General features: G+C 67.5%; 29 protein-coding genes. 25 read left to right on the top strand and 4 right to left on the bottom strand.

From position 1 onward, the window contains the following. Nucleotides 1-391 (top strand): PucR family transcriptional regulator (locus ACWELQ_RS01405; RefSeq protein WP_452395040.1); only part of this gene is annotated, 391 nt, incomplete at its 5' end. A 24-nt stretch (nt 392-415) separates the two neighbouring features. Here the strand turns inward: ACWELQ_RS01405 and ACWELQ_RS01400 are convergent. Then, complete coding sequence (locus ACWELQ_RS01400; protein ID WP_452395039.1) at nt 416-682, bottom strand: DUF2277 family protein; 267 nt, start codon at nt 680-682, stop codon at nt 416-418. A 160-nt stretch (nt 683-842) separates the two neighbouring features. On the opposite strand from ACWELQ_RS01400, the gene ACWELQ_RS01395 reads away from it, so the two are divergent. Further along, nucleotides 843-986 (top strand): hypothetical protein, encoded by a 144-nt coding sequence (locus tag ACWELQ_RS01395; RefSeq protein ID WP_452395038.1) that lies wholly within the window; start codon nt 843-845, stop codon nt 984-986. A gap of 80 nt (nt 987-1066) precedes the next feature. Next, on the top strand, nt 1067-1891 hold the full coding sequence (locus ACWELQ_RS01390; protein ID WP_452395037.1) for a DUF1266 domain-containing protein: 825 nt from the start codon (nt 1067-1069) through the stop codon (nt 1889-1891). A gap of 52 nt (nt 1892-1943) precedes the next feature. On the opposite strand, the gene ACWELQ_RS01385 is transcribed toward ACWELQ_RS01390, so the two are convergent. After that, nucleotides 1944-2867 (bottom strand): hypothetical protein, encoded by a 924-nt coding sequence (locus ACWELQ_RS01385; protein WP_379354662.1) that lies wholly within the window; start codon nt 2865-2867, stop codon nt 1944-1946. Nucleotides 2868-3172: 305 nt separating this feature from the next. Between ACWELQ_RS01385 and ftsH the strand changes: the two genes are divergently transcribed. The 22 genes from ftsH (at nt 3173) to ACWELQ_RS01275 (ending at nt 24835) form a co-directional block, all read left to right on the top strand. Continuing rightward, nucleotides 3173-5545, top strand: a complete 2373-nt coding sequence (gene ftsH, locus ACWELQ_RS01380) for an ATP-dependent zinc metalloprotease FtsH (RefSeq protein ID WP_452395036.1) — start codon at nt 3173-3175, stop codon at nt 5543-5545. 152 nt (nt 5546-5697) lie between these two features. Beyond that, nucleotides 5698-6321 carry a GTP cyclohydrolase I FolE gene (gene folE, locus ACWELQ_RS01375; RefSeq protein WP_452395035.1) on the top strand — a complete coding sequence of 208 codons (624 nt, stop codon included), beginning with the start codon at nt 5698-5700 and terminating at the stop codon, nt 6319-6321. A 205-nt stretch (nt 6322-6526) separates the two neighbouring features. Then, nucleotides 6527-7381 carry a dihydropteroate synthase gene (gene folP, locus ACWELQ_RS01370; protein ID WP_452395045.1) on the top strand — a complete coding sequence of 285 codons (855 nt, stop codon included), beginning with the start codon at nt 6527-6529 and terminating at the stop codon, nt 7379-7381. 1 nt (nt 7382) lies between these two features. Beyond that, nucleotides 7383-7778, top strand: coding sequence for a dihydroneopterin aldolase (gene folB / locus ACWELQ_RS01365; RefSeq protein ID WP_452395034.1), 396 nt, complete (start codon nt 7383-7385; stop codon nt 7776-7778). Between the two features lie 6 nt (nt 7779-7784). Next, on the top strand, nt 7785-8318 hold the full coding sequence (gene folK, locus ACWELQ_RS01360; protein ID WP_452395033.1) for a 2-amino-4-hydroxy-6-hydroxymethyldihydropteridine diphosphokinase: 534 nt from the start codon (nt 7785-7787) through the stop codon (nt 8316-8318). 16 nt (nt 8319-8334) lie between these two features. Beyond that, nucleotides 8335-8808: a DUF3180 domain-containing protein gene (locus ACWELQ_RS01355; RefSeq protein WP_452395032.1), complete on the top strand. Its 474-nt coding sequence runs from the start codon at nt 8335-8337 to the stop codon at nt 8806-8808. A gap of 69 nt (nt 8809-8877) precedes the next feature. Continuing rightward, nucleotides 8878-9861 (top strand): DUF6779 domain-containing protein, encoded by a 984-nt coding sequence (locus tag ACWELQ_RS01350; RefSeq protein WP_452395031.1) that lies wholly within the window; start codon nt 8878-8880, stop codon nt 9859-9861. Nucleotides 9862-10117: 256 nt separating this feature from the next. Next, nucleotides 10118-11044 (top strand): Rossmann-like and DUF2520 domain-containing protein, encoded by a 927-nt coding sequence (locus tag ACWELQ_RS01345; protein WP_452395030.1) that lies wholly within the window; start codon nt 10118-10120, stop codon nt 11042-11044. Further along, nucleotides 11044-11970 carry a pantoate--beta-alanine ligase gene (gene panC / locus ACWELQ_RS01340; RefSeq protein WP_452395029.1) on the top strand — a complete coding sequence of 309 codons (927 nt, stop codon included), beginning with the start codon at nt 11044-11046 and terminating at the stop codon, nt 11968-11970. The genes ACWELQ_RS01345 and panC overlap by 1 nt, the downstream gene beginning before the upstream one ends. A gap of 12 nt (nt 11971-11982) precedes the next feature. Next, complete coding sequence (gene panD / locus ACWELQ_RS01335) at nt 11983-12402, top strand: aspartate 1-decarboxylase (RefSeq protein WP_452395028.1); 420 nt, start codon at nt 11983-11985, stop codon at nt 12400-12402. 10 nt (nt 12403-12412) lie between these two features. Continuing rightward, complete coding sequence (locus ACWELQ_RS01330) at nt 12413-13228, top strand: type III pantothenate kinase (protein ID WP_452395027.1); 816 nt, start codon at nt 12413-12415, stop codon at nt 13226-13228. A 173-nt stretch (nt 13229-13401) separates the two neighbouring features. After that, nucleotides 13402-14010: a cysteine dioxygenase gene (locus ACWELQ_RS01325; RefSeq protein ID WP_452395026.1), complete on the top strand. Its 609-nt coding sequence runs from the start codon at nt 13402-13404 to the stop codon at nt 14008-14010. Further along, nucleotides 14007-14438: a rhodanese-like domain-containing protein gene (locus tag ACWELQ_RS01320; protein ID WP_452395025.1), complete on the top strand. Its 432-nt coding sequence runs from the start codon at nt 14007-14009 to the stop codon at nt 14436-14438. The genes ACWELQ_RS01325 and ACWELQ_RS01320 overlap by 4 nt, the downstream gene beginning before the upstream one ends. A gap of 159 nt (nt 14439-14597) precedes the next feature. Further along, nucleotides 14598-16064 (top strand): lysine--tRNA ligase, encoded by a 1467-nt coding sequence (gene lysS / locus ACWELQ_RS01315; protein WP_452395044.1) that lies wholly within the window; start codon nt 14598-14600, stop codon nt 16062-16064. Nucleotides 16065-16180: 116 nt separating this feature from the next. Further along, the gene (locus ACWELQ_RS01310) at nt 16181-16543 is read left to right on the top strand and encodes a histone-like nucleoid-structuring protein Lsr2 (RefSeq protein WP_452395024.1); all 363 of its coding nucleotides are present in this window, start codon (nt 16181-16183) and stop codon (nt 16541-16543) included. A 258-nt stretch (nt 16544-16801) separates the two neighbouring features. Then, nucleotides 16802-17425, top strand: coding sequence for an FHA domain-containing protein (locus ACWELQ_RS01305; RefSeq protein ID WP_379354636.1), 624 nt, complete (start codon nt 16802-16804; stop codon nt 17423-17425). Nucleotides 17426-17567: 142 nt separating this feature from the next. Further along, nucleotides 17568-18206, top strand: coding sequence for an anthrone oxygenase family protein (locus tag ACWELQ_RS01300; protein WP_452395023.1), 639 nt, complete (start codon nt 17568-17570; stop codon nt 18204-18206). A 195-nt stretch (nt 18207-18401) separates the two neighbouring features. Beyond that, entirely contained in the window at nt 18402-19346 is a 945-nt protein-coding gene (locus ACWELQ_RS01295) for an esterase/lipase family protein (RefSeq protein WP_452395022.1), read from the top strand. A 262-nt stretch (nt 19347-19608) separates the two neighbouring features. After that, a complete protein-coding gene (locus ACWELQ_RS01290; protein WP_452395021.1) occupies nt 19609-22167 on the top strand; it encodes an ATP-dependent Clp protease ATP-binding subunit in 2559 nt (852 codons plus the stop codon). A 151-nt stretch (nt 22168-22318) separates the two neighbouring features. Then, a complete protein-coding gene (locus ACWELQ_RS01285; protein WP_452395020.1) occupies nt 22319-23107 on the top strand; it encodes a phytanoyl-CoA dioxygenase family protein in 789 nt (262 codons plus the stop codon). 75 nt (nt 23108-23182) lie between these two features. Next, on the top strand, nt 23183-24082 hold the full coding sequence (locus ACWELQ_RS01280) for an LLM class flavin-dependent oxidoreductase (RefSeq protein WP_452395019.1): 900 nt from the start codon (nt 23183-23185) through the stop codon (nt 24080-24082). 105 nt (nt 24083-24187) lie between these two features. After that, the gene (locus ACWELQ_RS01275) at nt 24188-24835 is read left to right on the top strand and encodes a vWA domain-containing protein (protein ID WP_452395018.1); all 648 of its coding nucleotides are present in this window, start codon (nt 24188-24190) and stop codon (nt 24833-24835) included. Here the strand turns inward: ACWELQ_RS01275 and ACWELQ_RS01270 are convergent, their stop codons facing one another. Both ACWELQ_RS01270 and ACWELQ_RS01265 read right to left on the bottom strand, forming a co-directional pair. After that, entirely contained in the window at nt 24836-25501 is a 666-nt protein-coding gene (locus ACWELQ_RS01270) for a response regulator transcription factor (RefSeq protein ID WP_452395017.1), read from the bottom strand. After that, nucleotides 25501-26727, bottom strand: coding sequence for a sensor histidine kinase (locus ACWELQ_RS01265; RefSeq protein ID WP_452395016.1), 1227 nt, complete (start codon nt 26725-26727; stop codon nt 25501-25503). Before ACWELQ_RS01265 ends, ACWELQ_RS01270 begins: the two co-directional genes overlap by 1 nt. Nucleotides 26728-26762: the final 35 nt, after the last annotated feature.

Genomic DNA, 26762 nt, shown 5'->3' with positions numbered 1-26762 from the left:
CGCCGGATTCGGGGGCAGTCACCGCGAGGCCGTGGCCGCCCGGCACGTCGGCGACCGGGCGCGCCCCGAAATGCCGCGGGTCCTGCACTATTCGGACGTGGAGGTCGCCTACCTCGCGGGCGCGGACGAGGCCGCCATGCGCGCCCTCGTCGACCGGGAACTGGGCGCGCTCGCCGCGCCCGACGCGCAGTCGGCGCGACTGCGCGAAACCTTGCACGCCTATCTGCGCGCCCGCCGCAGTCCGGACGCGGCCGCGAAACTGCTCGGAGTGCACAAGAACACGGTGCGCTACCGGATTCAGCGCATAGAGGAACTACTCGGTCAGTCTCTCGACCAACGCGGCGCGCGGTTGGAGATCGCGCTCGACTGCGTGGCGGTCTACGGCGTCTGAGCCCGGCTCGCCGAGGTCTGCGCCCTAGCTCGCTTCCTCTTCGACGGAATCCCGGACCCGACGCCGCACCGGCGCTTCACCTTCCGAGGCCCGTCGATCAGGCAATTCCGCCAGCAGCTGCGTGGTGGCCGCCGCAATGGCCGCCACCGCCTTGTCCACGGCCAGCTTGGTGGCCGTCGTCAAACCCGATACTCCGCCGACCTTGCGCACGTATTCCTGTGCGGCGGCGTAGATTTCCTGCTCCGTGGCCGCCGGCGTCAGCCCGCGCAACAGGGTGATGTTCCCACTCATGCCCCCAGAGGTTAGCGCCCGATTACCTTGTGTGACAGGGCAAAATTCTGCCAATTGCGTGAGTGTGCCGAGGGTTTGTCCAGGTTTTACAAACCAACTGGTTTGCCATGAAATAGCAGCTACGCTGGCGGGTGCGTCGGACGCTGGAGGTGGGCAGCACATGGCAGCCATTACGACCGTGATCGTGCTATTGGCGGTTCTGGCCGTCTGCGTACTCATACTGCGCTCGGTGCGCTCCGGCTCGGTGCACATCGATGTGGAACCGAGAGACGCCGCGCCGCGCGAACCCGACCCGGAACGTTGACCCGCCGGGATCGCCGGATGTGGCACACGCGATCGGCGAATAGCGGGCCACTCCAAGATCGATGGGGAACAATCGGTGCTATGCCCGCCCGCGACGTTCCCACGCTGACCACATTTCCCTACCCGGAGCTGGACCAGCGCGAGGAAGACCATTGGTCGGGTGCGCAGGTCTCCGACGACGAATTGCGCGCGCTGTCGCTCGGCGGCTTCTACTCCGCCCGCTGGGACGCCTTCCACGACGCGCTGCTGCTGGGCCCCGAACGCGAGCACCCGCTGGGCGATCGCCGCGAACTTGCCATCGACACGCTGACCGGTGCGTGGGGCATCACCGACGGCACCGAGGCGATGGCCTCGATGGAGCAACTGCTCGACGGCATGCACGGTCCGCTCTACGCGCTCGTGCATCCGTTGGTGACCGCGGCCATCAACTCCCCTGAACGCGACCGCTTCGGTGAGCGCGCCGACCGGCATCGCGCATTCCTGCGGCAGGTCGGGTCCTTCCGCGGCATGGAGAATCCGGAGGCCCTGGTCCGCGATTACGACATCTGGTCGCAGGCCATCAAACTCGGCCTCACCGATCATCTGGTCCGGCCGCTGCCCACCGATATCCAGGCCTGGGATCTGGCCCGCGTGGTCGCCGTGGCCCGGATGGCCTACACCGCGGGCTATCTCGACGCCGACGTGGCCTGGGACTATCTCATGCGCGCCCTGCCGCAAGCACAGCGCAAATACCGCAACTGGCGGCAATTCGGTGATGCGTACCTGGCCGGGTGGACCTACTGGCAGGCGTGCGAGGACCTCGCGGAACTGAAATCCGGTGGCGTGGACCGGCGCATGGAATTGCTGCGCCTGTGGATGCGGCCCACCAGCCCGTGGCGGCGCATCAATCTGCAGCCGGACGAATAACGGTGGTGGGTTGGGGGCTTGGCCCCCAACCACTTTCACCTGTCAGCGAAATTTAGTCCGGCAAGGAACGCAGAATCCCGCGCCCGTAACGCTGGAACTGCGAGTCGTCGACCATGCCTAGCGAATGCCGCTCGACCAGTAATTCCCATTCGGAATACAGCTTCGACACGCCCGGATCGGCGGGCCCGGCCGCGCCGTCGGCCACCTCACGCTGGATGGCGAAATTCAAAGCGCCCGTGACCCGGTCGGTGTCGGCCCGATCGGTGCCGGAGAAATGCCAGGTCAGATTGCCGTCGCTGACCTCGACCCCGTACTCGCCGGGCACCGCGGCCTCGGCATCGTCGGTGGTGCGGGCCCACAGCAGCGTCGCGATCGGCAGTTCGTGGGCGAAACGCTTACCCGAGCCGAGCGAGACGAAGATCAATCGCGTGGTGGTGACGGCGAGCAGACCGGTGGCCCGGGGTGCGGGCGGCCGGGTGCTGACCAGCGCGGTCTCGAGCACGTACTCCTCGGGTGTGACATACCGCTGCAGCGCTGCCACAGCCGGTTTCGCGTCCCGCTTTGGCGCCATCCGCCGGACCGCGCGGTCCACGTCGGCGCGGGCGGGCCCGGTGCGGCCCCAGGAGGGCGCGGGCGGCGTCAGGTCGGGGGCGGCCACGTCCAGGCGCTGGGTGGCCAGAATCTGATTGTTGATCCGCTCGACGATGACGGTGGCGGCGGGCACATCGTGTTCGGCGATGAGCACCGGCAGCGGGGTCCGGTCGGCGGGAACTCCGGTCAGCACCGGGGTGGGGTATCGGAGATAGATTTCGATGACGACGGCGTCATCGGCGCGCCGGTTCAAACGCACCTTGAGAAGGTCGCTCACCGGCACGTCGAGCACGCGCTCGCCGTCGGTTCCGGGTCGCAGCACCGTCAACCGCCCGTTGCCGTGACGCACAATCGCCGTGGGTGTCCGTAGCTCGACTATGTCCATACCCCCTGCGCTCTGTTGTGTCGTCGCTCACGATAGGACGACCATGCCATGATTGTGACCACTCGGTCCGACACCAGGGGGTGATCGACCCGATGTGTTGCCGCAGATGGTCGGGGAACCACCCGCGTTCTCCAGCCGTTTACTTGCTGAACTGCACTACCTGCCGAACTGCGCGATGTATCGACTAGACCGTACGCGGTAACGTGGCATGTCCGCATCCGTTCGCGGGAACGGGCGCGCCACGCAAGCATCGCAGGCAAACCGGATACACCCCCCGGAAAGGACTGGCCGCCGGCCGACGCTCTATGAACCGCAAGACTGTGTTCCGCAACCTGGCCATAGTCGCGGGCTTTCTGCTCGTGATCTGGTTGGTCAGCTATTTCAGCAACGACACGCGCGGCTGGCATAGCGTCGATACCTCGGTGGCGCTCTCCCAGCTCCAGGACAAGTCCAACGTCTCTTCTGTCCAGATCGACGACAAAGAGCAGCAAATTCGCATCACGCTGAACAACGGCAATGACGCGACCAAGGGCGAGAAGCAGATCATCGCCAAGTACCCGGGCGGCGGCGAGGTTTCCGCGCAGGTCTTCAAGGCCGCCACGGATTCCGGCGCCAAGGTCAACACCTCGGTCAAGCAGGATTCCTGGCTGAGCCAGATCCTCCTGTTCATGCTGCCCATGGTGGTTCTGCTGGGCCTGTTCATCTTCGTGATGGCGCGCATGCAGGGCGGTGGCCGCGGCGGCATGATGGGCTTCGGCAAGTCGAAGGCCAAGCTGCTGTCGAAGGACATGCCCAAGACCACGTTCCAGGATGTGGCGGGCGCCGACGAGGCCATCGAAGAGCTCTACGAGATCAAGGACTTCCTGCAGAACCCGGCGCGCTACCAGGCGCTGGGCGCGAAGATCCCGAAGGGCGTGCTGCTCTACGGCCCGCCCGGCACCGGTAAGACGTTGCTGGCCAAGGCCGTTGCCGGTGAGGCGGGCGTCCCGTTCTTCACCATCTCCGGTTCGGACTTCGTCGAGATGTTCGTCGGTGTCGGTGCTTCGCGCGTGCGCGACCTGTTCGATCAGGCCAAGCAGAACAGCCCCTGCATCATCTTCGTGGACGAGATCGACGCGGTCGGCCGCCAGCGCGGCGCGGGCCTCGGCGGCGGCCACGACGAGCGCGAGCAGACGCTGAATCAGCTGCTGGTGGAGATGGACGGCTTCGGTGAGCGCACCGGCGTCATCATCATGGCCGCCACCAACCGCCCCGACATCCTGGATCCGGCGCTGCTGCGCCCGGGCCGTTTCGACCGGCAGATCCCGGTCGGCAACCCGGACCTCAACGGCCGCCGCGCGATCCTGCAGGTGCACTCCAAGGGCAAGCCGATCTCGCCCGACGCCGACCTCGAGGGTCTGGCCAAGCGGACCGTCGGCATGTCCGGCGCGGATCTCGCGAACGTCATCAACGAGGCCGCGCTGCTCACCGCGCGTGAGCACGGCAACGTGATCACCGGTGCGGCCCTTGAAGAGTCGGTCGACCGCGTCATCGGCGGCCCCCGCCGCAAGTCGCGGGTGATCTCCGAGCACGAGAAGAAGATCACCGCCTACCACGAGGCCGGGCACACCCTGGCCGCCTGGGCGATGCCCGATATCGAACCCGTCTACAAGGTCACCATCCTGGCCCGCGGCCGCACCGGCGGCCACGCCATGACGGTGCCCGAGGACGACAAGGGCCTGATGACCCGCTCGGAGATGATCGCCCGCCTGGTCATGGCGATGGGTGGTCGTGCGGCCGAGGAGCTGGTGTTCCACGAGCCGACCACGGGCGCCTCGTCCGATATCGACCAGGCCACCAAGATCGCCCGCGCCATGGTCACCGAGTACGGCATGAGCGCCCGCCTGGGCGCGGTCCGCTACGGCCAGGAGCAGGGCGACCCGTTCCTGGGCCGGTCCATGGGCCAGGGTTCGGACTACTCGCACGAGGTGGCCCGCGAGATCGACGAGGAGGTGCGCAATCTCATCGAGGCCGCGCACACCGAGGCGTGGGCCGTGCTCAACGAGTACCGCGATGAGCTGGACTCGCTGGCCACCGCGTTGCTCGAGCGCGAGACCCTGCACCGCAAGGATCTCGAGACCGTGCTCACCACCGTCGAAAAGCGGCCGCGCATCACGGCTTTCAACGATTTCGGCGATCGCGTCCCGTCCGACCGCCCGCCGGTGAAGACGCCGCGCGAGCTGGCCGCCGAGCGCGGTGAGCCGTGGCCGGAAGAGGATTCGAAGCCCAACTACCCGGTCGCGCAGCCCGCCAACGGCTATCCGGAACCGGCCTACGGCGGCGCCCCGCAGTACGGCGGCGGCTACCCGGCTCCCGCCCCGGCGGGTTACCCGCTGCCGCAGGGGGCTCCCGGCTACTCGCGCCCGGGTGCGCCGACGCATGGTTCGCGGCCGGATTACGGCGCTCCGGCCGGTTGGTCGGCGCCGGGCTGGCCGCCGCAGGAGGACGAGTCGCAGACGCCGCAACCGCGCGGCGCGTACGGCGGCTGGGCGCCCGCGGGCAATCAGCGCTACCAGCCGGGCGGCGGTCAGTACCAGCAGCCGGGCTACGGTCAGCCGGAGTATCCGGCCGCGCCGCCGGCGTCCGGGAATGACGAGGACGACAAGAACGGTTGGGACGGACCGAACGGTCGTCGCTGACCGCGGTCCCGATACGATCGATGGGTTCGCGGCCCGGCTCGGGCCGGGCCCGGCAGCAGGGTGAACACCCTGTGGCCGGGCCCGCCCGAGTGGTCGGCGACCGCGTCCAGGCCGCGAGTGCATGTGCGGCAAGTCAACACAGGAGGTGTCGATTGTCGGCCACCAACAACACCGTCGTGTCCGGCCCGATCGCGCTTCAGACCGGTCGGCCTTTCGATCAGGAGCGTGCGGAGAACGCCGTGCGCGAGTTGCTGATCGCGGTCGGCGAGGATCCGGATCGTCCCGGGCTCGCCGATACCCCCGGCCGGGTGGCGCGCGCGTACCGGGAGATGTTCGCCGGGCTGTTCACCGATCCGGCCGAGGTGCTCAACACCACCTTCGACGAGGGGCATCAGGAACTGGTGCTGGTCCGCGACATTCCCATGTACTCGACCTGTGAACACCATCTGGTGGCGTTCCACGGTGTCGCGCACGTCGGCTACATCCCGGGCGCGCACGGCCGGGTCACCGGGCTGTCGAAGCTGGCCCGCCTGGTGGACCTGTACGCCAAGCGTCCGCAGGTGCAGGAACGGCTGACCTCGCAGATCGCCGACGCGGTGATGGCGAAACTGGATCCGCGCGGCGCGATCGTGGTGATCGAGGCCGAGCACCTGTGCATGGCCATGCGCGGCATCCGCAAGCCGGGCGCCTCCACCACCACCTCGGCGGTGCGCGGCACCCTGCAGTCCAACTCCACCACCCGGGCCGAGGCCCTGGACCTGATCCTTCGAAAGTGAGCGCTGTGTCCAATTTGCCCTCCGCTGCGCTCCGGGCGGGTTCGCGGCCCTGCAAGCTCGATTCTTCCCTCCTCCGCTCCTCCGCTTCGCTCCCCCGCTCCGTCAGTCCAGAATCGAGCCGGGCCGCGAACTTGGGGTGCGGGAGTGCGGAGGCGTTGTGACTGCACGCCTGCTGGAGCCGCGTGGGGGACGTTCCTGTGTGGTGATGGGCGTAGTGAATGTCACCAGCGATTCCTTCTCTGACGGTGGGCGCTATCTCGACCGGGACCTGGCGGTAGCGCGTGGTCTCGAGCTCTACGAGATGGGCGCGGACATCATCGATGTCGGCGGTGAGTCGACGCGGCCCGGCGCTATCCGCATCGACCCGGAAACCGAAGCGGCGCGGGTGGTTCCGGTGATCCGGGCGCTGGCCGCGGCCGGGGTGCCGACCAGCGTGGACACCATGCGGGCGAGCGTGGCGGAGGCCGCCATCGGGGCGGGCGTGTCCATGGTCAACGACGTCTCCGGTGGCCGCGCCGACGCGAACATGGTGAAAGTCGTTGCCGAGACCGGGATTCCGTGGATCCTCATGCACTGGCGGGCGGAAGCCAACTACGAGCACACCGGCCCGGCCGAGGAGTACGACGATGTCGTGACCAAGGTCTGGGAGGAGTTGAACGCGCAGGTCGAGTTCGCGCTCGCGGGCGGGGTCGATCTCGCGCAGCTGGTGCTGGATCCCGGTCTGGGTTTCGCCAAGAACGCCGACCACAACTGGGAGTTGCTGGGCGGCATGTTCTATCGCATGACCGAGATGATGGACGCGGGGCTGCCGGTCCTGATCGGGGCGTCCCGCAAGCGTTTTCTCGGCGGCCTGCTGGCCGACGAGACCGGCCCCCGGCCGCCGGACGGGCGCGAGGTCGCGACGGCCACCATTTCGGCGCTGGCGGCCGAGCACGGGGCCTGGGGGGTGCGGGTGCACGATGTGCGGTCCACGCTGGACGCCATCGCGGTCGTCGACGCCACCACGAATGCCGCGCGCAGACTGCGCGAACGGTACCTGCGTGCGGCGGGAGAGAGCTGAGTTGAGTACGGACCGTCTGGAATCGGGCCCGGATCGCATCGAATTGCGCGGCCTGCGCGTGTTCGGCCATCACGGCGTCTTCGACTTCGAGAAGCGCGACGGCCAGGAGTTCGTCGTGGATCTGACGCTGTGGACGGACTTCGCGGCCGCCGCGAAGTCCGACGACATCGCCGACACCATCCACTACGGCGAGCTGGCCGATCAGGTGGTGGCGATCGTGGCGGGGGAGCCCCGCGATCTGATCGAGACGGTGGTCTCGAACATCGCCGACGACGTCATGGCCGATCCCCGCATCCAGGCCGTGGAGGTGGTGCTGCACAAGCCTTTCGCGCCGATTCCGCATACCTTCGAGGACGTCCGGGTAGTGACGTCCCGTCGACGTGAGCCGAAGGAGTAGAGAGCGGTGACCCGCGTAGTCCTGTCCATCGGTTCCAATCTGGGTGATCGGCTGGCGCACCTGCGCAGCGTGGTGGCGGCGCTGGGGCCGCGCCTGGTGGCGGTGTCCTCGGTGTACTCGACGCCGCCCTGGGGCGGGGTGCCGCAGCAGGACTATCTGAATGCCGTTCTGGTGGCCGAGGATCCGGCCCTGGAGCCCTCGGACTGGCTACGGCTGGGCCAGGAGCTGGAGCAGGCCGCCGGCCGGGTGCGCGAGGTCCGCTGGGGCGCGCGCACGCTGGACGTGGACGTGGTGTGGGCCGAGCAGCGCCGCCGCGATGTCCGGGTGGAGGTGCGCAGCCTGGATCCGGTGCTGACACTGCCGCATCCGCAGGCGCACAATCGCGCGTTCGTGCTGCTGCCCTGGCTGGAGGTGGAGCCGGACGCGGAGCTGGCGGTGACCGGCGCGGCGCGCTCGCTGCGAGAGTGGCTGTCGGCCTTGGATTCCGCCGAGGTGGCGGGTGTGCGCCGGACCGAGCTGTCGCTGGGCTGGACGCCATGACCGGGGAGCTGACGCGGTGAAGCCGACTCGCATTCTGGACCTGTCCGCGAATGTGCTGCTGGCGGCGGTCGTGGCCTGGATCGCCACCAATATCGCGTATTCGTCGTTCCCGCCGATCTCGGTGTTCTCCGGCGCCTCGCTGATTCCGGTGGCGCTGCTGGAGGTCGTGCTGGCGTTCGTGATTCGGCAGCGCAAGGACAATCACGGGATCGGCCCCGGCGGTTCCGGGCAGTTGCATCCGATCACGGTGGCGCGGGCGGTGGCGCTGGCCAAGGCGTCGGTGCAGGTGGGGTCGCTGGTCGGCGGTATCTGGCTGGGGTTCCTGGTGTGGCTGCTCATGCAGCGCTCGGATCTGCGTGCGGCAGCGTCGGATACGCCGGGCGCGGTGGTGGGTTTGATCGGTGGGGTGGCGCTGGTGGCGGCGGCTTTGTGGCTGGAGTATTGCTGCCGCGCGCCGATCGATCCGCCCGATGAAGCAGCAACTTCCTAGCTAACAGATTGGCCATGATGATCGTCAAGGTGGGGGTCCTGGTCGGAAGATCAAGCTACGCTGGCGGACATGGTTTCACCCTCCCGTAGCAGTGCTTCCCGTCGGCGACGGGTGGATGCGGGAAAGTTCTTCACCGGCTTTCTGCTTCTTCTCGGACTGGTTGCCAGCATTTTCCTGATCTTCAGTGACAACGTTCACCTCATCCGGGTGGGCCTGCTAGCGGCGCTGTGGGCGGCCGCCATCGGAGCCCTCGCTGCCACGCGTTTCCGCAGGGAAGCGGCCATCGACAAGGCCAAAGTGGGTGACCTGCAAAAGGTCTACCAACTGCAGCTGGAGCGCGAGGTTGCTGCCCGCCGCGAATACGAGCTGGGCGTCGAGCATCGGGTCCGCCACGAGGTGGGCGCCGACGCGGCGGAAATGGCGGCGCTGCGCGCCGAACTCACCGTCCTGCGCGAGAGCCTGCAGCGCCTCTTCGACGGCGACCTGCCCTTCGAGCGCCCCGCCCTGCGCGCGGATGCCGTTCGCGTCCAAGAACTTCCGAGTCGCGAGGCCGACGCGCCCACCGAGGCGGCGAACGATAACTGGCCGGAAGCCGATCCCTGGGACCCCTGGTCATCCCCCGACCAGTCCGAGGACGAGGACGATCCCCGCGCCCGCATGGCCCCCAAGATCGACCCGGCCCACCCGGAGGCCGCCGCCTTCGCCACCCCCTTCGACGACCCGGTGACCGCCGAGACCTCGATCATCACCGACGCCATGCGCGCCGACTACGAGGCCGGGCTGGCCGCCGAGGAAGCATCGGCCCCCACCCCGGCCCCCGAACCCGTACCCGCGGCGGTGACGGTCAACGGCACCTCGAACGCCACCGACACCCCGAACGGCAACGGCCAGGCCACCATTCCGCGCCTGACCCCCGACCAGGAGCACGCCACCCCGGTCGGCCGAGCGACCGCCCGCCGCCGTCGCCGCGGCGACACACCCGACCCCGAAGGCACCCAGCGCCTCTCGGTCGCCGAAATCATGGCGAATCTCAAGTCCGAGACCGCGAACTGACGCCGACCCTCTCGGGGGTTCGGGGGCGGAGCCCCCGAGAATCTCGAGGGGGTTCGGGGCAGAGCCCCGTCTCTCCCCTGGGGGTGTGGGGGCGCAGCCCCCACGAATGTCCCGGGGGTTCGGGGGCGAAGCCCCTGAGAGTCGCGAGAGTTGCCTATCCCACATCGGGTAGCTCCGGCGAATCGGCGGCGATATCCTCGCTCGGTAACGTCCGGTACCCGCAAGGCGGGACTGGAACGAACTCTGAGAGGACAAAGTGACCTCGGACAAGGATGTCTGGAGTGATCCTGCGCCCGCACGCCTGACGGTGGGAATCGTCTCGGCGGGACGTGTCGGATCCGCACTGGGCGCGGCGCTGGAGCGTGCCGGTCATGTCGTATTCGGGGTATCCGCGATTTCGGATGCCTCGCTGCGTCGTGCCGCGACTCGCCTGCCGGATTCCCAGGTCCTGCCCGCCGAGGACGTGGCATCCTGCAGCGAACTGCTGGTCCTGGCCGTGCCGGACAGCGAATTGCCCGGCCTGGTGGCCGGTTTGGCGGCGGCGAACGCGGTCCGCCCCGGCACCATCGTGGTCCACACCTCGGGCGCGAACGGCGTCGGAATCCTCGCGCCGCTGACCGCGCTGGGCGCACTGCCGCTGGCGATCCACCCGGCCATGACGTTCACCGGGCACGACGAGGACGTGTCCCGCCTGTCCAATGCCTGCTTCGGCATCACCGCCGCCGACGACATCGGTTACGCCATCGCGCAGTCTCTGGTGATCGAGATGGGCGGCGAACCGGTACGCGTCTCCGAGGAGCACCGCACCCTCTATCACGCGGCGCTCGCACACGGCAGCAACCATCTGGTGACCTTGATCGTGGACGCGGTGGAGGCCCTGCGGGCCGCCCTGTCGGGTCCGGGTCTGCTGGGTCAGCAGACCGTCGACGAGCAGCCCAACGGTCTGGCCGAGCGCGTGCTCGCCCCGCTGGTGTCGGCCGCTCTCGACAATGCGCTGCGGCGCGGCCCGGCCGCGCTGACCGGTCCGGTGGCCCGCGGCGACGTGGCCGCGGTGGCCGCGCACCTGCGTGCGCTCGAGGACCTGAATCCCCGTCTGGCCGCAGGGTATCGCGCGCTGTCGCTGCGCTCGGCCGAGCGCGTCAAGGCCGCCCCCGACCTGATCGATCTCCTGGAAGGACGCTGATGGACCCCAAGCTGATCGGTTCGTACAAGCGCGGCGAGCTGACCGTGCACCACGATCCGGCCGTCATGACCAAGGTCGTCAAGGCCCTGCGTTCGGTGGGCCGCCGGGTCGCGCTGGTGCCGACCATGGGCGCATTGCACGAGGGCCATCTGGAATTGGTCCGGCTGGCCAAGCTCACCAACACCACCGTGATCGTGTCGATCTTCGTGAATCCGTTGCAGTTCGGCGCGAACGAGGACCTCGACAAGTACCCGCGCACCCTGGACGCGGATGTGGAGCTGCTGCGCGGCGAGGGTGTCGAGCTGGTGTTCGCGCCGAGCGCCAAGGACATGTACCCGTTCGGCCCGCGCACCACCGTGCAGGCCGGTCCGTTCGGCGACATTCTCGAGGGCGCGACCCGTCCGGGTCACTTCTCGGGTGTGCTGACCGTGGTGTCGAAGCTGTTCAACATCTGCCAGCCGCACGAGGCGTTCTTCGGCGAAAAGGATTACCAGCAGCTGGCTTTGATCCGGCAGATGGTCGTCGACCTGAACATGGACGTGAAGATCGTGCCCGCCGCGACTGTCCGCGACGAGGACGGCCTGGCCAAGTCCTCGCGCAACCGCTTCCTCAGCCCCGAGGAGCGTGAGCTGGCCCTGACGCTGTCCGCGGCGCTGCTGGCCGGTCGGCACGCGGCCGGGCGCGGCCCCGAGGCCGTGCTGGAGACCGCGCAGTCCGTGCTGGATCTGGCCCCGGACATCCAGCTCGACTATCTGGCACTGCGGGGTTCGGACTTCTCCGAGGAATGGCCCACCGGCAATGCCCGTCTGCTGGTCGCGGCCCGCGTCGGCACGACGCGCCTGATCGACAATATGCCCGTTTCCATCGGCAAGCCGCTCGACGGCCTGCCCACCGTTCCCGACCAGCCTGCCCAGGCTTCTCTCTAGGAGGCGACGACGATGTTGCGCACCATGATGACGTCGAAGATCCACCGGGCCACGGTGACTCACGCCGACCTGCACTACGTGGGTTCGGTGACGGTGGACCAGGACCTGCTCGACGCCGCCGACCTGCTCGAGGGCGAGAAGGTCTCGATCGTCGACATCACCAACGGGGCCCGCCTCGAGACCTACGTGATCGCCGGTGAGCGCGGTTCGGGCGTGATCGGAATCAACGGTGCCGCAGCGCATCTCGTGCACCCGGGCGATCTGGTCATCCTCATCGCCTACGGCATGATGGACCCGGCCGAGCTGGAGAACTACGCCCCGCACGTGGTTTTCGTGGACGAGCGCAATCGTGTGATCGAGCTCGGCGCCGATCCGGCGCACGCTCCCGAGGGTTCGGACCTCATCTCCCCGCGCACGCTCTCGCTGGCCTGAGCCGCCGGCTATGTTGCTGACCATCGATGTACGCAATACCAGCATCGAGCTGGGCCTGTTCTCCGGCAGCGGGGACCACGCGAAGCTGGTGCGGCAGTGGCGGATGCACACCAATCCGCTGTTGACCGCGGATGAATTCGCGCTCCAGGTGCGCGGCCTGATCGGCGCGGACGCCGATCAGGTGGTGGGGGTTTCGGCCCTGTCCACGGTGCCGCCGGTGTTGCGTGAGCTACGCGAGATGCTTTCGCGCTATTGGGGACATGTGCCGCACGTGCTCGTGGAACCCGGTGTGCGCACGGGTATTCCACTGCTGGTGGACAATCCCAAGGAAGTCGGCGCGGACCGCATCGTGAATTGTCTTGCGGCATATCACCGTTTCCAGTCGCCGGCCATCGTGGTGGATTTCGGCACGGCGATCTGCGTGGATCTGGTTTCCGGCAAGGGCGAATTCCTGGGCGGCAGTATCGCGCCGGGGGTGGAGATTTCCACCGAGGCTTTGATCGCGCGCAGCGCGCTGCGCCGCGCGGAGTTGACCCGGCCGCGTTCGGTGGTCGGCAAGAACAGCATGGAGTGCCTGCAATCGGGCGCGATCTTCGGTTTCGCGGGCCTGGTCGACGGCCTGATCGACCGTATTCGCGATATCGAGGCGTTCTCCGGTGACGATGTGGCGGTGGTGGCGACGGGTGCGACCGCGCCGTTGATCGTGCCGGAGTCCGAGACCATCGAGCATTACGAGCCGCATCTGACCCTGGACGGGCTGCGGCTGGTGTACGAGCGCAATCAGCAGCGCCGCGCCGCCCGCGCCAGTACAGACCGGCCGGAATAAAAGTGACGCAGTCGTCGCCGGGAGCCCCTGTTGATTCCCGGCGCAGCGCTGTTAGACTCGCCGACGTGTCTTTCCGCGTGACCACCCAGGAGTGTTGTCGAGGCTAATCCGCCTCGACGGTCGTCGAGGCTTCGTATAGCCCCCGGCCAATCACACTTCTTGGAGTTTCGCTCATGCGGTCCTCTGCATTTTCCCTACCCGTCGATACCCGCGGCACCTCGCGTCTACTGCCCGAGGTCACCGAGCGGGCCACCGCCTCCGCCCTGCCGACCCGGCTGCGCCCCGCCGACCTGCTCCGTCTGACCGACGAGGGCGCGCAGGACGTGCTCGAGGGCCGCTACGACCACCTGCTGCCCGAAGACGGCCTCTGGCCCACCGAAAACCGTTGGGCGGCAAAGCTCATCGCCGACGACGAGGTGGACCTCTGGCTGATCAGCTGGACCGAGGGCAAATACACCGAACTGCACGATCACGCCGGCTCGCTGGGCGCGCTGACCGTATTGTCGGGCGCCCTTTCCGAATTCCGCTGGAACGGCCGGGAATTGCGCCGCCGCACCCTCACCGCGGGTGATCAGGCCTCTTTCCCGCTCGGCTGGGTGCACGACGTGGTGCGCGCTCCCGCCGAGGAAGCCGGCATCACCGGCCCGCTGAATCCGACCCTCAGCGTGCACGCCTATTCACCGCCGCTGACGGCCATGTCCTATTACGAGGTCACCGGCCACGGCACCCTGCGGCGCACCCGTTCCGTCCTCACCGACCAGCCCGAAGGCGAACTCGAATGACCCACTTGACGATCGACGGCATGCTCGCCCACGCCCGTCAGCAGCTGCGCCGCCTGCTCCCGATCGAAATTCCGGCCGCCATCGCGCGCGGCGCGATTCTGGTGGATATTCGCCCGCAGGCGCAGCGCCTGCGCGAGGGCACCCTGCCGGGCGCGCTGGTGATCGAGCGAAATGTGCTGGAATGGCGTTTGGATCCCTCCAGCAGCGCGCGTTTGGCCTTGGCCGACCACCACGACATCGAATGGATCATCGTCTGCTCGGAGGGCTACACCTCCAGCCTGGCGGCCGCCTCTCTGCAGCAGCTCGGCCTGCGCCGCGCCACCGACCTCGAGGGCGGATATCAGGCGTTGAAAGCGGCCGGTCTGCTGACCGTCGCGGCCTCGGCACCGCACTTCGAGCGTGAGGTCGCCACCCTCGCTTGGCTCTGAGGGTTTGTTGCTGCGGGCGGCGGAAAAAAGCAATTCCGGCGCAAGCTAGTCTTGAGACTCGTGAGCACCTCCACTCCCTCTTCTCCCGCAGGCAACCCCGTTCCCGCTGCGCAAAAGCGTGCCGCGGCTCCCGTCGTGGAACACGACGTGCCGGAGCAGATGCGGATTCGCCAGGAGAAGCGTGAGCGGTTGCTGGCGGAGGGCCGCGAGGCTTATCCGGTGGTGGTGAACCGCACCCACACGCTCGCCGAAATTCGCGCCGCGTATCCGGAGCTCGAGGCCGATACCCAGACCGGCCAGCTGGTTGGGATTGCCGCCCGCGTCATTTTCGTCCGTAATACCGGCAAGCTGTGTTTCGCCACCCTCCAGGAGGGCGACGGCACCAAGCTGCAGGCGATGATCAGCCTCAACGGTGTCGGCGCGGACGCCCTGGCGGCCTGGAAGGCCGATGTCGACCTCGGTGATTTCGTGTACGTGCACGGTGAGGTGATCGCCTCGCGCTCCGGCGAATTGAGCGTCATGGCCGATGCGTGGGAGATGGCGGCGAAGTCGCTGCGCCCGCTGCCGGTCGCGCACAAGGAGATGAACGAGGAGTCGCGGGTCCGGCAGCGCTATGTCGACCTGATCGTGCGCCCGGAGGCCCGGGAGATGGCCCGCACCCGCGTCGCCGCCGTGCGCGCGCTGCGAAACGCGTTGGAGCGCAGGGGATTCCTCGAGGTGGAAACCCCGATGCTGCAGACCATCCACGGCGGCGCGGCCGCGCGCCCGTTCAGCACCCACTCCAATGCGCTCGATATGGAGCTGTTCCTGCGTATCGCGCCGGAACTGTTCCTGAAGCGTTGCGTGGTGGGCGGCATCGAGAAGGTCTTCGAGATCAACCGGAACTTCCGCAACGAGGGCGCCGACTCGACCCATTCGCCCGAGTTCGCAATGCTGGAAACCTACGAGGCGTACGGCACCTACGACGATTCCGCGACCATGATGCGGGAATTGATCCAGGAAGTCGCGCAGGAGGTGTACGGCACGCAGGTGGTGACACTCGCGGACGGCACCGAATACGATCTGTCCGGCGAGTGGACGACCGTCGAGATGTACCCGTCGCTGTCGGAGTCGATCGGTGTGGAGGTCACGCCGGAAACGACGGTCGAGGAATTGCTGGCACTCGCCGATCGGGTCGGTCTGGAAATTCCGCAGGGTAAGGGCTATGGCCACGGCAAACTGGTCGAGGAGTTGTGGGAGCACGTCTACGGTGACAAGCTCTACGCCCCGACTTTCGTGCGCGACTTCCCGGTGGAGACTTCGCCGCTGACGCGTCAGCATCGGAGCAAGCCCGGGGTTACCGAGAAGTGGGACCTGTACGTGCGCGGCTTCGAACTGGCCACCGGCTATTCGGAACTCGTGGATCCGGTCATCCAGCGTGAACGTTTCGTGGATCAAGCGCGTTTGGCCGCGGCCGGTGACGACGAAGCCATGCGTCTGGACGAGGACTTCCTCGCCGCGATGGAGCACGGTATGCCCCCCACAACCGGAACGGGTATGGGTATCGATCGTTTGCTGATGGCCCTGACTGGCCACGGAATCCGGGAAACGATACTCTTTCCAATTGTGCGTCCAGCCGCCCGATAGTTCTCCGGATTGCATTTCCGGGGCAGTTTCTGGGACTATCGGAATTAGCGGTATTCTGGCGTCGGGTAATCGGCCTGACTATGCGGGTCGCACGATTTCGAGAGGACGTTCATCTCATGGCAAAGAAGGTCACCGTTAGCTTGATCGACGATGTCGACGGTGAGTCCATCGCGGACGAGACCATCGAGTTCGCAATCGATGGCGTCTCGTACGAGATCGACTTGTCGACGGAGAATGCGGCCAAGCTGCGGGAGGGTCTGGACGGTTGGGTTTCCGCCGCTCGGCGCGTGAGCGGCCGCCGTCGCACCAAGGTGGCCGGTACTCCGGCCGCCGGCCCGAAGAACCGGGTTTCGATCGATCGCGAACAAAGCGCGGCCATTCGTGAATGGGCGCGCCGGAATGGGCACAAGGTGTCCGCTCGTGGCCGTATCTCGGCCGACATCACCGAGGCTTACAACAAGGCCGCCTCTAAGAACTAGTTGTCCGACTAGTCGCCGATTCGACTGCCGTCCGGGTGTTCGTGCGTACCCGGGCGGCAGTGGTTTATTCATACGCTTTGCGTATAACCGGTGGCTCGGGCTCGAGCAGTTTCGCGGGCTCCGGTGTGGGGGTATCAATCCTGCTCTACGATCGTGGGCTGGTGGGCTCGGCACGATCTTGCTAGTGCACGGGGTGGCCAGGCACCATTGAAACGTGCGGACGTCACTGGCTGGATGTAGAGAAGAGGTATCGGCGCAGTGACCGCTTTCCACGGTTCTTTCCTCCGAGTCAAGGATCAAGAGGGGCGCCAGCACGAGCTGATGTTGTCCCCTGACCAGCCGCGCATCACCATCGGGCGCTCGCCGCAGGCGGATCTGTCGCTGTTCTGGGATGTCGAGGTCTCGCGCCTGCACGCCACCGCCGAGTATCTGGGCGCGCACTGGACCATCGTCGACGACGGTCTTTCTCGCAACGGCACTTTCATCAACGGGGATCGACTGGTCGGGCGGCATCGGCTGCAGCCGGGCGATGTCATCCGGATGGGCACCTCGCGGGTCACCTTCCACGACTTCAGCGGCGCCGCAGGCGATGTCACGCAGACCTCCACCGGCGGTCTCCCGACTCTGCGCTCGCTCACCGAAACTCAGCGCTCGGTCCTGATCGCCCTGTGCCGCCCGCTGCGCGGCAATGACGGATTCGCCTCGCCCGCCTCGAATCAGCAGATCGCGGCGGAGCTGTTCCTGAGCGTCGACGCCATCAAGACGCACCTGCGCGCGCTGTTCGCCAAGTTCGGCGTCGAGGATCTCCCGCAGAACCAGAAGCGGGTCCGGCTGGCCAATCTGGCCATGCAATCCGGCGTGATCTCCGAGCGCGATCTCTGATCCTGGTACCGCCCGTACCTGTTGGACCCCTGCGCATGCGTGCGAGCTTCTGAGCCATGGGTTTCCGTGCCCGGCGGCAGTTGACTGGATGTAGTTGATCGCCCGGGAGAACACGGGTGGCAGATCCAGTCAGGAGAGAACGATGTTCGCATTCCGCACCGCCGCACTCGTGGCGGCGACGCTGAGCACCGGGCTGATCGCCGGTGTTTTCTACGCCTACGCGACCTCGGTGATGGGGGCGCTCGGACAGTCCGACGACAAGACCTTCGTCGATGTCATGCAGAAGATCAACGTGGTGATCATCAACCCGTGGTTCATGCTCGGCTTCATGGGCACCGTCGGGTTCACGGTGCTGGCCGCCGCGCTGCACCTGGGTAAGGACAACCGCACCACGCTGATCTGGATCGGTGTCGCGCTGTTGCTCAATATCATCGCCTTCTGCGTCACGTCGGGTCTGAACGTGCCGCTCAACAACCAGCTCGCGAACGCCGGTGACGTGAGCCAGATCGGTGATCTGGCGGCGGTCCGGCACCAGTTCGAAAGCTCGTGGGTGGCTTGGAATGTCGTCCGCGCGGTCATTCACACCCTGGCGTTCCTGGTGCTGACCGGTGCGCTGTTCGTGGCGGGCATGCAGCACGCCAAGGCGAGCGCGGTGGTGCAGGCGGCCCCGGCGGCGTCGGCCTGGCCCTTCCCGGTGCAGCCCGGTTTCCTTCCCACGCCGTCGCTGACCCCGGCCCAGCAGTTCGCCCCGCAGCCCGGATTCGGTTCCGGTCAGCAGTAATTCGCCCGGCGTCCGGCGGTGGCCGGGACCCGTTGTGCGGCTTCGCAAGCCGCCTGCGAGTCCCGGCCACCGCCGTTTTCCTGCACCTGAACCTGTTTCAGAACTTACTCGTCAGTATTCCATCCCTCGTGCTTGTTTCCAGTTTAGGTTGCAGGAACGCGTTCTAATTTGGGAGGGAACATGAGAAGGATGCCCATGCGCCGAACGCCGGGATCGCTGCTGATCATGGCGGTTCTGGCGATACTCGGGATCGCAACGAGCGGCACCGCCCGAGCGGAATACCCGGTCACTTTCAACTTCTTCGCGGGCATCCCCTACGAGCTCACCAATCCCGGCGGCTCCTTGCCCGGGGCCAACGACTGGTCCTGCAAACCCACTGCCGCGCACCCCGATCCGGTGGTGTTGATCCACGGCACCGCCGGCGGCGCGCAGACCAACTGGGGCGCCTACGCCCCCATGCTCGCCAACGCGGGCTACTGCGTCTACTCGCTGACCTACGGCAGCCTGGACGTGCCGTGGCCGCTCTCGGCCATGGGCGGCATGAAGCCCATCCCCGAAAGCGCCGGGCAGCTGGCCGCTTTCGTGAACCGGGTGCTGGCCGCCACCGGCGCGGGCAAGGTGGACTTCGTGGCCCACTCGCAGGGCAATACCGTCGGCGACTACTACATCAAACGCCTCGGCGGGCACGGCAAGGTCGACAAGTTCGTCGCCATCGCCCCGCCCTGGCTGGGCATCATGGGCGATCAGATGAACGTGATCCGCACCTTCGGCAAGCAGCTGGGCGCGACCGCCGATCAGGTCGACAACCTGGCCGCGGTGGGCGTCATCTGCGCGGCCTGCCCCGAGATGCTCGGCAACTCCTCGTTCATCAACGACCTCAACGCCGACGGCGTCTATGACCCGACCGTCACCTACACCAACCTGGCCTCCAACTTCGACGAGGGCGTCTGGCCGTCCATCGCGCTGGTGTCCGCGCCCAATGCCACCAATGTCCTGATGCAGGACGGTTGCCCCGTCGACTACTCCGACCATCTCGCCATCGCCGGCAGCCACCGCGCGGCCATGGTCGCCCTCAACGCTCTCGACCCCGCGCACCGGAATCCGGTGCCGTGTGAGTTCGTTCCACCCTTCACCGGGTAGCGGTTCCCGGGCTGACCGGCCTGTTCGCTGTGGGCGTAGCGGAATCGGAAACGGTCTGCGCAACTGCCCCGTTATGAGTGAATGAGTCGTACTGAGGCCGGTTCGCAATAGGGTGGACGGACGACGTGCGTGACCCCCGGCAACTAGAGTGGAGTCGGGGGATGCAACCCCAGGGCTTCATGGCAGGCTGGCGACCAGAAGGGCAGCACAGGGTCTGAAGCGCCGGATGCCTTTGATGGCGGAGCAGGAGAGTGAGGGAGCGATGTTCGAGAGGTTCACCGACCGCGCGCGGCGGGTCGTTGTCCTGGCCCAAGAAGAGGCCCGGATGCTCAACCACAACTACATCGGCACCGAGCACATCCTGCTGGGCCTGATTCACGAGGGCGAGGGTGTCGCGGCGAAGTCGCTGGAATCCCTGGGCATCTCGTTGGAGGGTGTGCGGTCGCAGGTCGAGGAGATCATCGGGCAGGGCCAGCAGGCGCCGTCCGGTCACATCCCCTTCACCCCGCGCGCCAAGAAGGTGCTGGAGCTGTCGCTGCGTGAGGCGCTGCAGCTCGGTCACAACTACATCGGCACCGAGCACATTCTGCTCGGCCTGATCCGTGAGGGTGAGGGCGTCGCGGCGCAGGTGCTGGTCAAGCTGGGCGCGGATCTCAACCGCGTGCGGCAGCAGGTCATTCAGCTGCTGTCGGGCTACCAGGGCAAGGAGCCGGTCGAGGGCTCGGGTCAGCGCGGCGAGACGGGCACCCCGTCGACCTCGCTGGTGCTGGACCAGTTCGGCCGCAACCTGACCCAGGCCGCCCTCGAGGGCAAGCTCGACCCGGTCATCGGCCGCTCGAAGGAAATCGAGCGCGTGATGCAGGTGCTGAGCCGCCGTACCAAGAACAACCCGGTCCTGATCGGTGAGCCCGGCGTCGGTAAGACCGCCGTCGTGGAGGGTCTCGCCCAGGCCATCGTCAACGGCGAGGTGCCGGAGACGCTCAAGGACAAGCAGCTCTACACCCTCGACCTGGGTTCCCTGGTCGCGGGCAGCCGCTACCGCGGTGATTTCGAGGAGCGCCTGAAGAAGGTGCTCAAGGAGATCAACACCCGCGGCGACATCATCCTGTTCATCGACGAGCTGCACACCCTGGTGGGTGCGGGCGCGGCCGAGGGCGCGATCGACGCGGCCTCGATCCTGAAGCCGAAGCTGGCTCGTGGTGAGCTGCAGACCATCGGTGCGACCACCCTCGACGAGTACCGCAAGTACATCGAGAAGGATGCCGCGCTGGAGCGTCGTTTCCAGCCGGTGCAGGTGGGCGAGCCGACGGTCGAGCACACCATCAACATCCTCAAGGGTCTGCGCGACCGCTACGAGGCGCACCACCGGGTTTCGATCACCGATGGCGCTCTGGTCGCGGCGGCTACCCTCGCGGACCGCTACATCAACGACCGCTTCCTGCCGGACAAGGCGATCGACCTCATCGACGAGGCGGGCGCGCGCATGCGCATCCGCCGGATGACCGCACCGCCGGACCTGCGCGAATTCGACGACAAGATCGCCGAGGCGCGCCGGGAGAAGGAGTCCGCGATCGACGCGCAGGACTTCGAGAAGGCCGCGCGCCTGCGCGACAAGGAGAAGCAGCTCGTCGCCAAGCGGGCCGAGCGCGAAAAGCAGTGGCGCTCCGGTGATCTGGACGTCGTGGCCGAGGTCGACGACGAGCAGATCGCGGAAGTGCTGGCCAACTGGACCGGTATCCCCGTCTTCAAGCTCACCGAGGAGGAGACCACCCGTCTGCTCCGCATGGAGGACGAGCTGCACAAGCGGATCATCGGCCAGGAGGACGCGGTCAAGGCCGTCTCCAAGGCCATCCGCCGTACCCGCGCCGGTCTGAAGGATCCGAAGCGTCCGTCGGGCTCGTTCATCTTCGCCGGTCCGTCCGGTGTCGGTAAGACCGAGCTGTCGAAGGCGCTGGCGAACTTCCTGTTCGGCGAGGACGACGCGCTCATCCAGATCGACATGGGCGAGTTCCACGACCGCTTCACCGCGTCGCGTCTGTTCGGTGCCCCTCCGGGCTACGTCGGCTACGAAGAGGGCGGCCAGCTCACCGAGAAGGTGCGCCGGAAGCCGTTCTCCGTGGTGCTGTTCGACGAGATCGAGAAGGCCCACCAGGAGATCTACAACACCCTGTTGCAGGTCCTCGAGGATGGTCGTCTCACCGACGGTCAGGGTCGCACGGTCGACTTCAAGAACACCGTGCTGATCTTCACCTCGAACCTCGGCACCTCCGACATCTCGAAGGCGGTCGGCCTCGGCTTCGCCCAGAGCAATGTCGAGGGCTCGAACTACGAGCGGATGAAGCTCAAGGTCAACGACGAGCTGAAGAAGCACTTCCGGCCGGAGTTCCTCAACCGCATCGACGACGTGATCGTGTTCCACCAGCTGACCCAGGATCAGATCATCCAGATGGTCGACCTGATGATCGGCCGCGTCGCCAAGCAGCTGAAGAACAAGGACATGGAGATCGAGCTGGCTCCGCAGGCCAAGAGCCTGCTGGCCAAGCGCGGTTTCGACCCGGTCCTGGGCGCCCGCCCGCTGCGTCGCACCATTCAGCGCGAGATCGAGGACCAGCTGTCGGAGAAGATCCTCTTCGGCGAGCTCGGTGCCGGTCAGGTCGTCGTGGTCGACGTCGAGGGCTGGGACGGCGAAGGCCAGGGCGAGAACGCGAAGTTCACGTTCACCGCCAAGGCCAAGCTGACCAAGAAGTCGGACGCTCCCGCCGAGGACGCCCCGGTCGCCGCCCTCGCGGGTGACGCCCCGGCCGCCGCCAGCGGCGAGTAAAGGCTCAGCGAGACAACGGAAGCCCCGCTCTCCCCTTCGGGAGGGCGGGGCTTTCGCCATGTGCGGCAGGAAAATCGGTGGCGCTGCGCTCTCGGTGTCGAGGATGCTCGGGTGAATCGACCGAAAGGCTCAAGCGCAGAGAGGTGGAGCGATGCTCACCGACGTTCAGCTCGCCTCCTTCGTCTGCGACGGATTCGTCAAGGTCGAGGGAGCCTTCTCCGCCGAGACCGCCGCCGCGGGCCGCGAGATCCTCTGGCGGGCAACCGGATGCAATCCCGAGGATCCGTCCACCTGGACCAGTCCGGTGATCCGGCTCTGGGATCACGCCGAGGAGCCGTTCGCGACGGCGGTCACCGCCCCGCCCTTGCTGGCGGCCTACGACCAGCTGGCCGGCCCCGGCCGCTGGTTGCCCCGCAAGACGCTGGGCAGCTGGCCGATTCGCTTCCCGAGTCCGGAGGAGCCCGGGGATGCGGGCTGGCATGTCGATGTCAGCTTTCCCGGCGGCGCGGACCGTGACGACTTTCTGAGCTGGCGCGTGAACGTCTTCTCGCAGGGCCGCTCCCTGCTGATGCTGTTCCTGTTCTCCGATATCGATGTCGACGATGCCCCGACCCGGATTCGAGTGGGCTCGCATCAGCGGCTGGCGCAGGAGTTGGCGCCGTTCGGTATCGAGGGCACCACCATGTTCGATCTGGCCGACTTCTACACCGCCACCACGGATCTCCCGGAGGCGCTTGCCACCGGCCGGGCGGGCGATGTGTACCTGTGCCACCCGTTCCTGATCCACGCCGCCCAGCCCAATCGGATCGGGCGCCCGCGATTCATGGCCCAGCCGCCGCTGCTGTCGCGGGAGCCTTGCGTGCTCGACCGGCCCGACGGCGCGTATTCACCGGTGGAGCAGGCCATCCGGCGGGGTCTGGAGCTGGACGCGGTCCGCTGACTACGTGCGGCGGCGTACGCCGGATGTGTTCTCCGGACGGATGATTCGCGCTCGCGCACGGCGCAGGGTGGAGTCATGGAACTCGGACTGCATCTCACGAACTTCGCCATGGACACCCCGTCGGAACTGATCGGACCGCGCCTGGCCGAGGTGGTCGCCACGGCGGAGGCGAGTGGATTCTCGCTCATCGCCGTGGGCGATCACCTGTGGCAGAGCCCGTGGCTGGGGCGGGTGGAACAGAATGTGCTGGAGGCGTATTCGACGCTGTCGTTCATCGCCGCGCACACCTCCCGGGTGCAGCTGACCGCGCTGGTGTCGGGTGTGCACTATCGGCATCCGGCCATGCTCGGCAAACTGGTCACCACGCTGGACGTGCTGTCCGGCGGCCGGGCCTGGCTCGGAGTGGGCGCGGGCACCTCCACCGGGGACGTGGAGGGCTACGGGCTGCCGTTCCCGCCGCTGCGCGACCGTTTCGACATGCTGGAGGAGCTGCTGTGGATCTGCGATGCCATGTGGACCGATGCGCGCGGCAGCGAGGAACCCGTGCTGGGCAAGCATTTTCAGGTGCGGCGACCGTTGAACGCCCCGCAGGCCGTGCGGGTCTCGCCGCGGCGGCAGCGCCCGCCGATCCTCATCGGTGGTGACGGCGAGAAGCGCACGCTGCCGTTGGTGGCGCGCTACGCGGACGTCGCGAGCCTGCGGCCCGGCCCGGATCTGCCCGCCAAGATCGCACTGCTGAACCGGATGTGCGAGGAGATCGGGCGCGACCCGGCCAAGATTCGCAAGAGCTGCGTGTTCACCTTCGATCCCGGCCCGGACGGCGGGGGCGCGGGACAGCTGCTGGGGCAGCTGAAGTGGCTGTCGGACATGGGCATCGATCTGGTCATCGGCCGGGTGGCGGGCGTCGACGACCTGACACCGCTGGAAGTGATGGGCCGCGAGGTGATTCCCGCGGCCGCCGAATTCGGCCGCTGAGCCGCTGCGGCCGGATGACTTGGGCTGCAAGGAAAACACCCGGTGGGCCATAAGCGGCCGCGCGTACGGTCGGCGGCGTCCGTATGTCTCAGCCTCGGGGGCTCCATGACCAATCCAGATTCGACCTTGATCGCCGTGCTGGTGGATCGTTCCGGATCCATGCAATCCATCAAGACCGATACCGAGGGCGGTTTCGCCGCCTATCTCGACCAGCAGCGCGAGGTGCCCAAACAGATCGAGGTGACGCTGGCGCAGTTCGATACCGAATACGAACTGGTGTACGCGAATCGGCCGCTGGCGCAGGTGCCGCCGATGCAGTTGCAGCCGCGCGGGATGACGGCGCTCTACGACGCGGTCGGCCGCCTGGTCACCGATGTGGGCACCGAGCTCGCGGCCCGCGCGGAGCACGAGCGCCCGGGAACGGTCATCGTCGTGATCCTCACCGACGGGCACGAGAACTCCAGCCGCGAATGGAGTCACTCGGCGGTGAAGTCCCTGATCACCCAGCAGCAGGACGTCTGGAACTGGCACTTCCTGTTCCTGGGCGCGAACATGGACGCCGTCGAGATCGGCACCAAGATGGGCTTCTCGCCGAAGGATTCGCTGACGTATTCGGCCGGCTCGGAGGGCGTTTCGCGGGCCTTCCGGGCGGCCTCGGCGTCGTCGGCCCGCAAGCAGGCCTCCGCGTACCGCCGCTACGAGGACCCGGGCTTCAGTCCGCAGGAGCGCCGCGACGCGAATCCGGACGCCTGATCACTCCTGCCAGCCGGGGCGGACCAGCCCCGACTCGTAGGCCATGACGACCAGTTGAGTCCGGTCGCGCGCACCGAGTTTCACCAGGATCCGGCTGACGTGGGTGCGTGCGGTGGCCGGGCTCATGTAGAGCCGGTCGGCGATCTCGGCATTGGTGAGGCCCTCGGCGACCAGGATCATGACCTCGCGTTCGCGGTCGGTCAGTTCCGAGAAGGTCGCGGTGGGAGCGGGTTTGGCGTGGGCGGCGAATTCCGCGACGAGGCGCTTGGTGACGCTGGGGGACAGCAGTGCGTCGCCGCCCGCGACCACCCGGACGGCCTTGATGAGGTCGGCGGGTTCGGTGTGCTTGACCAGGAAGCCGGTCGCGCCCGCCCGCATCGCCTCGAAGACGTACTCGTCGAGCTCGAAAGTCGTCAGCACCACCACCTTCACCGCGGCCAGGGCCGGGTCGGCGGCGATGGCACGGGTGGCGGCCAGGCCGTCGAGGACGGGCATGCGGATATCCATGAGGACCACGTCGGGCACGAGCGTGCGCGCCAATTCGACGGCCTGCTCGCCATTGTCGGCCTCGCCCGCCACCTCGATGCCGTCCTGCGCCGCGAGCAGCGCGGCGAAACCCGCGCGCACCAGCGCCTGATCGTCGGCGATCACCACCCGGATGCTCATCACGCCGCCGGTTCCGGCCGGGCCAGATGGGTGGGCAGCCGCGCGGTCACCCGGAATCCGCCGTCGGCCTTGGGTTCGGCGGAGAGGTTGCCGCCCAAGGCATATGCGCGCTCGGTCATGCCGGTGATGCCGTGCCCGCCGGTCGGCGACTGCGGGGCGGGTTGCCGGGTGGGCCGGGTGTTGTCGATGGTGAGGTTCAGCCGTTCGGCCGAATAGTGCACGGTGACAAGCACACTCGCGCCTGGCGCGTGCCGCACCACATTCGTCAGCGACTCCTGCACGATGCGGGCGGCGGCCACGTCCACCACCGCGGGCAGCCGCCGTGGCCCACCCGTGACCATGGTGTGCACCACCAGCCCCGCCGCGCGGGCCGGGCCGGTCAGCTTGTCGAGATCGGTGATACCGATGGTGGGCGTGGTGGGCGCGGCCACGGTGGCGGTGCCGCCGCGAATCGAGCGCAGCAGCGCGTTCACCTCGCCGAGGGCGTCCTTGCTGGCGGTCTTGATGGCGGCCAGCGCGGTCGCGGCCTGTTCGGGCTTGCGGTCGAACAGTTCCAGCGCGACCGAGGACTGCACATTGATCAGCGACAGGCTGTGCGCGAGCACATCGTGCAGTTCGCGCGCGATGGCCAGGCGCTCCTCGGTGACCCGCTGCTCGCGCTCGGCGGATTCCAGTGCGCGCTCGGCCTGTTCGCGCTCCCGCTCGGCCTGCTCGTTGCGCCGTGCCGCCTCGGCCCGCTGCTGGTACGCGGTGATGGCGGCGCGCCGCTGACGCATGCCCTCCGCACCGGCCGCGAGCACGAAAAGCCATGCGAGCAAGCCGAATTCCTGCCACGTGCCGGTGTGGTACCCGCGCCAGTCCGGCACCGGCCACACCATGAGCAGGTAGCCCACCGCGACGAACGGGTAGGTGTACCAACGGGATCCGTTGACGGCGGCGCACAGGAACGCGACGATGAGCGACAAGAAGATCGGCCCGTAGCCGTAGCCCGCCAGCAGGTAGGCGACCGCGGCGGCGAGCGTTCCGTAGAACACCGGCAGCGGGTATCGGTGACGCAGGACCAGCAGGACCGGACCGGTCACGAGCAGCAGGTATCCGAAAACGTCGAGCTCACGCGGCACGTTCTGGTGGTGGTTGGCCAGGGTTCCGAACCCGAGTTGGATCGCCCCCACCGCCACTGCCGGGAGCACGTCGCGCCGCCCGAACCTTCCCCCGCGTTCGTCCATAGCTGCACCGTAGCGCCGTCTGCGGGCGGCGGCAT

This window comes from Nocardia sp. NPDC004722, assembly GCF_053601505.1.
Note: the sequence above shows the minus strand (reverse complement) of the source record. Positions and strands in the feature narration are given on the sequence as shown.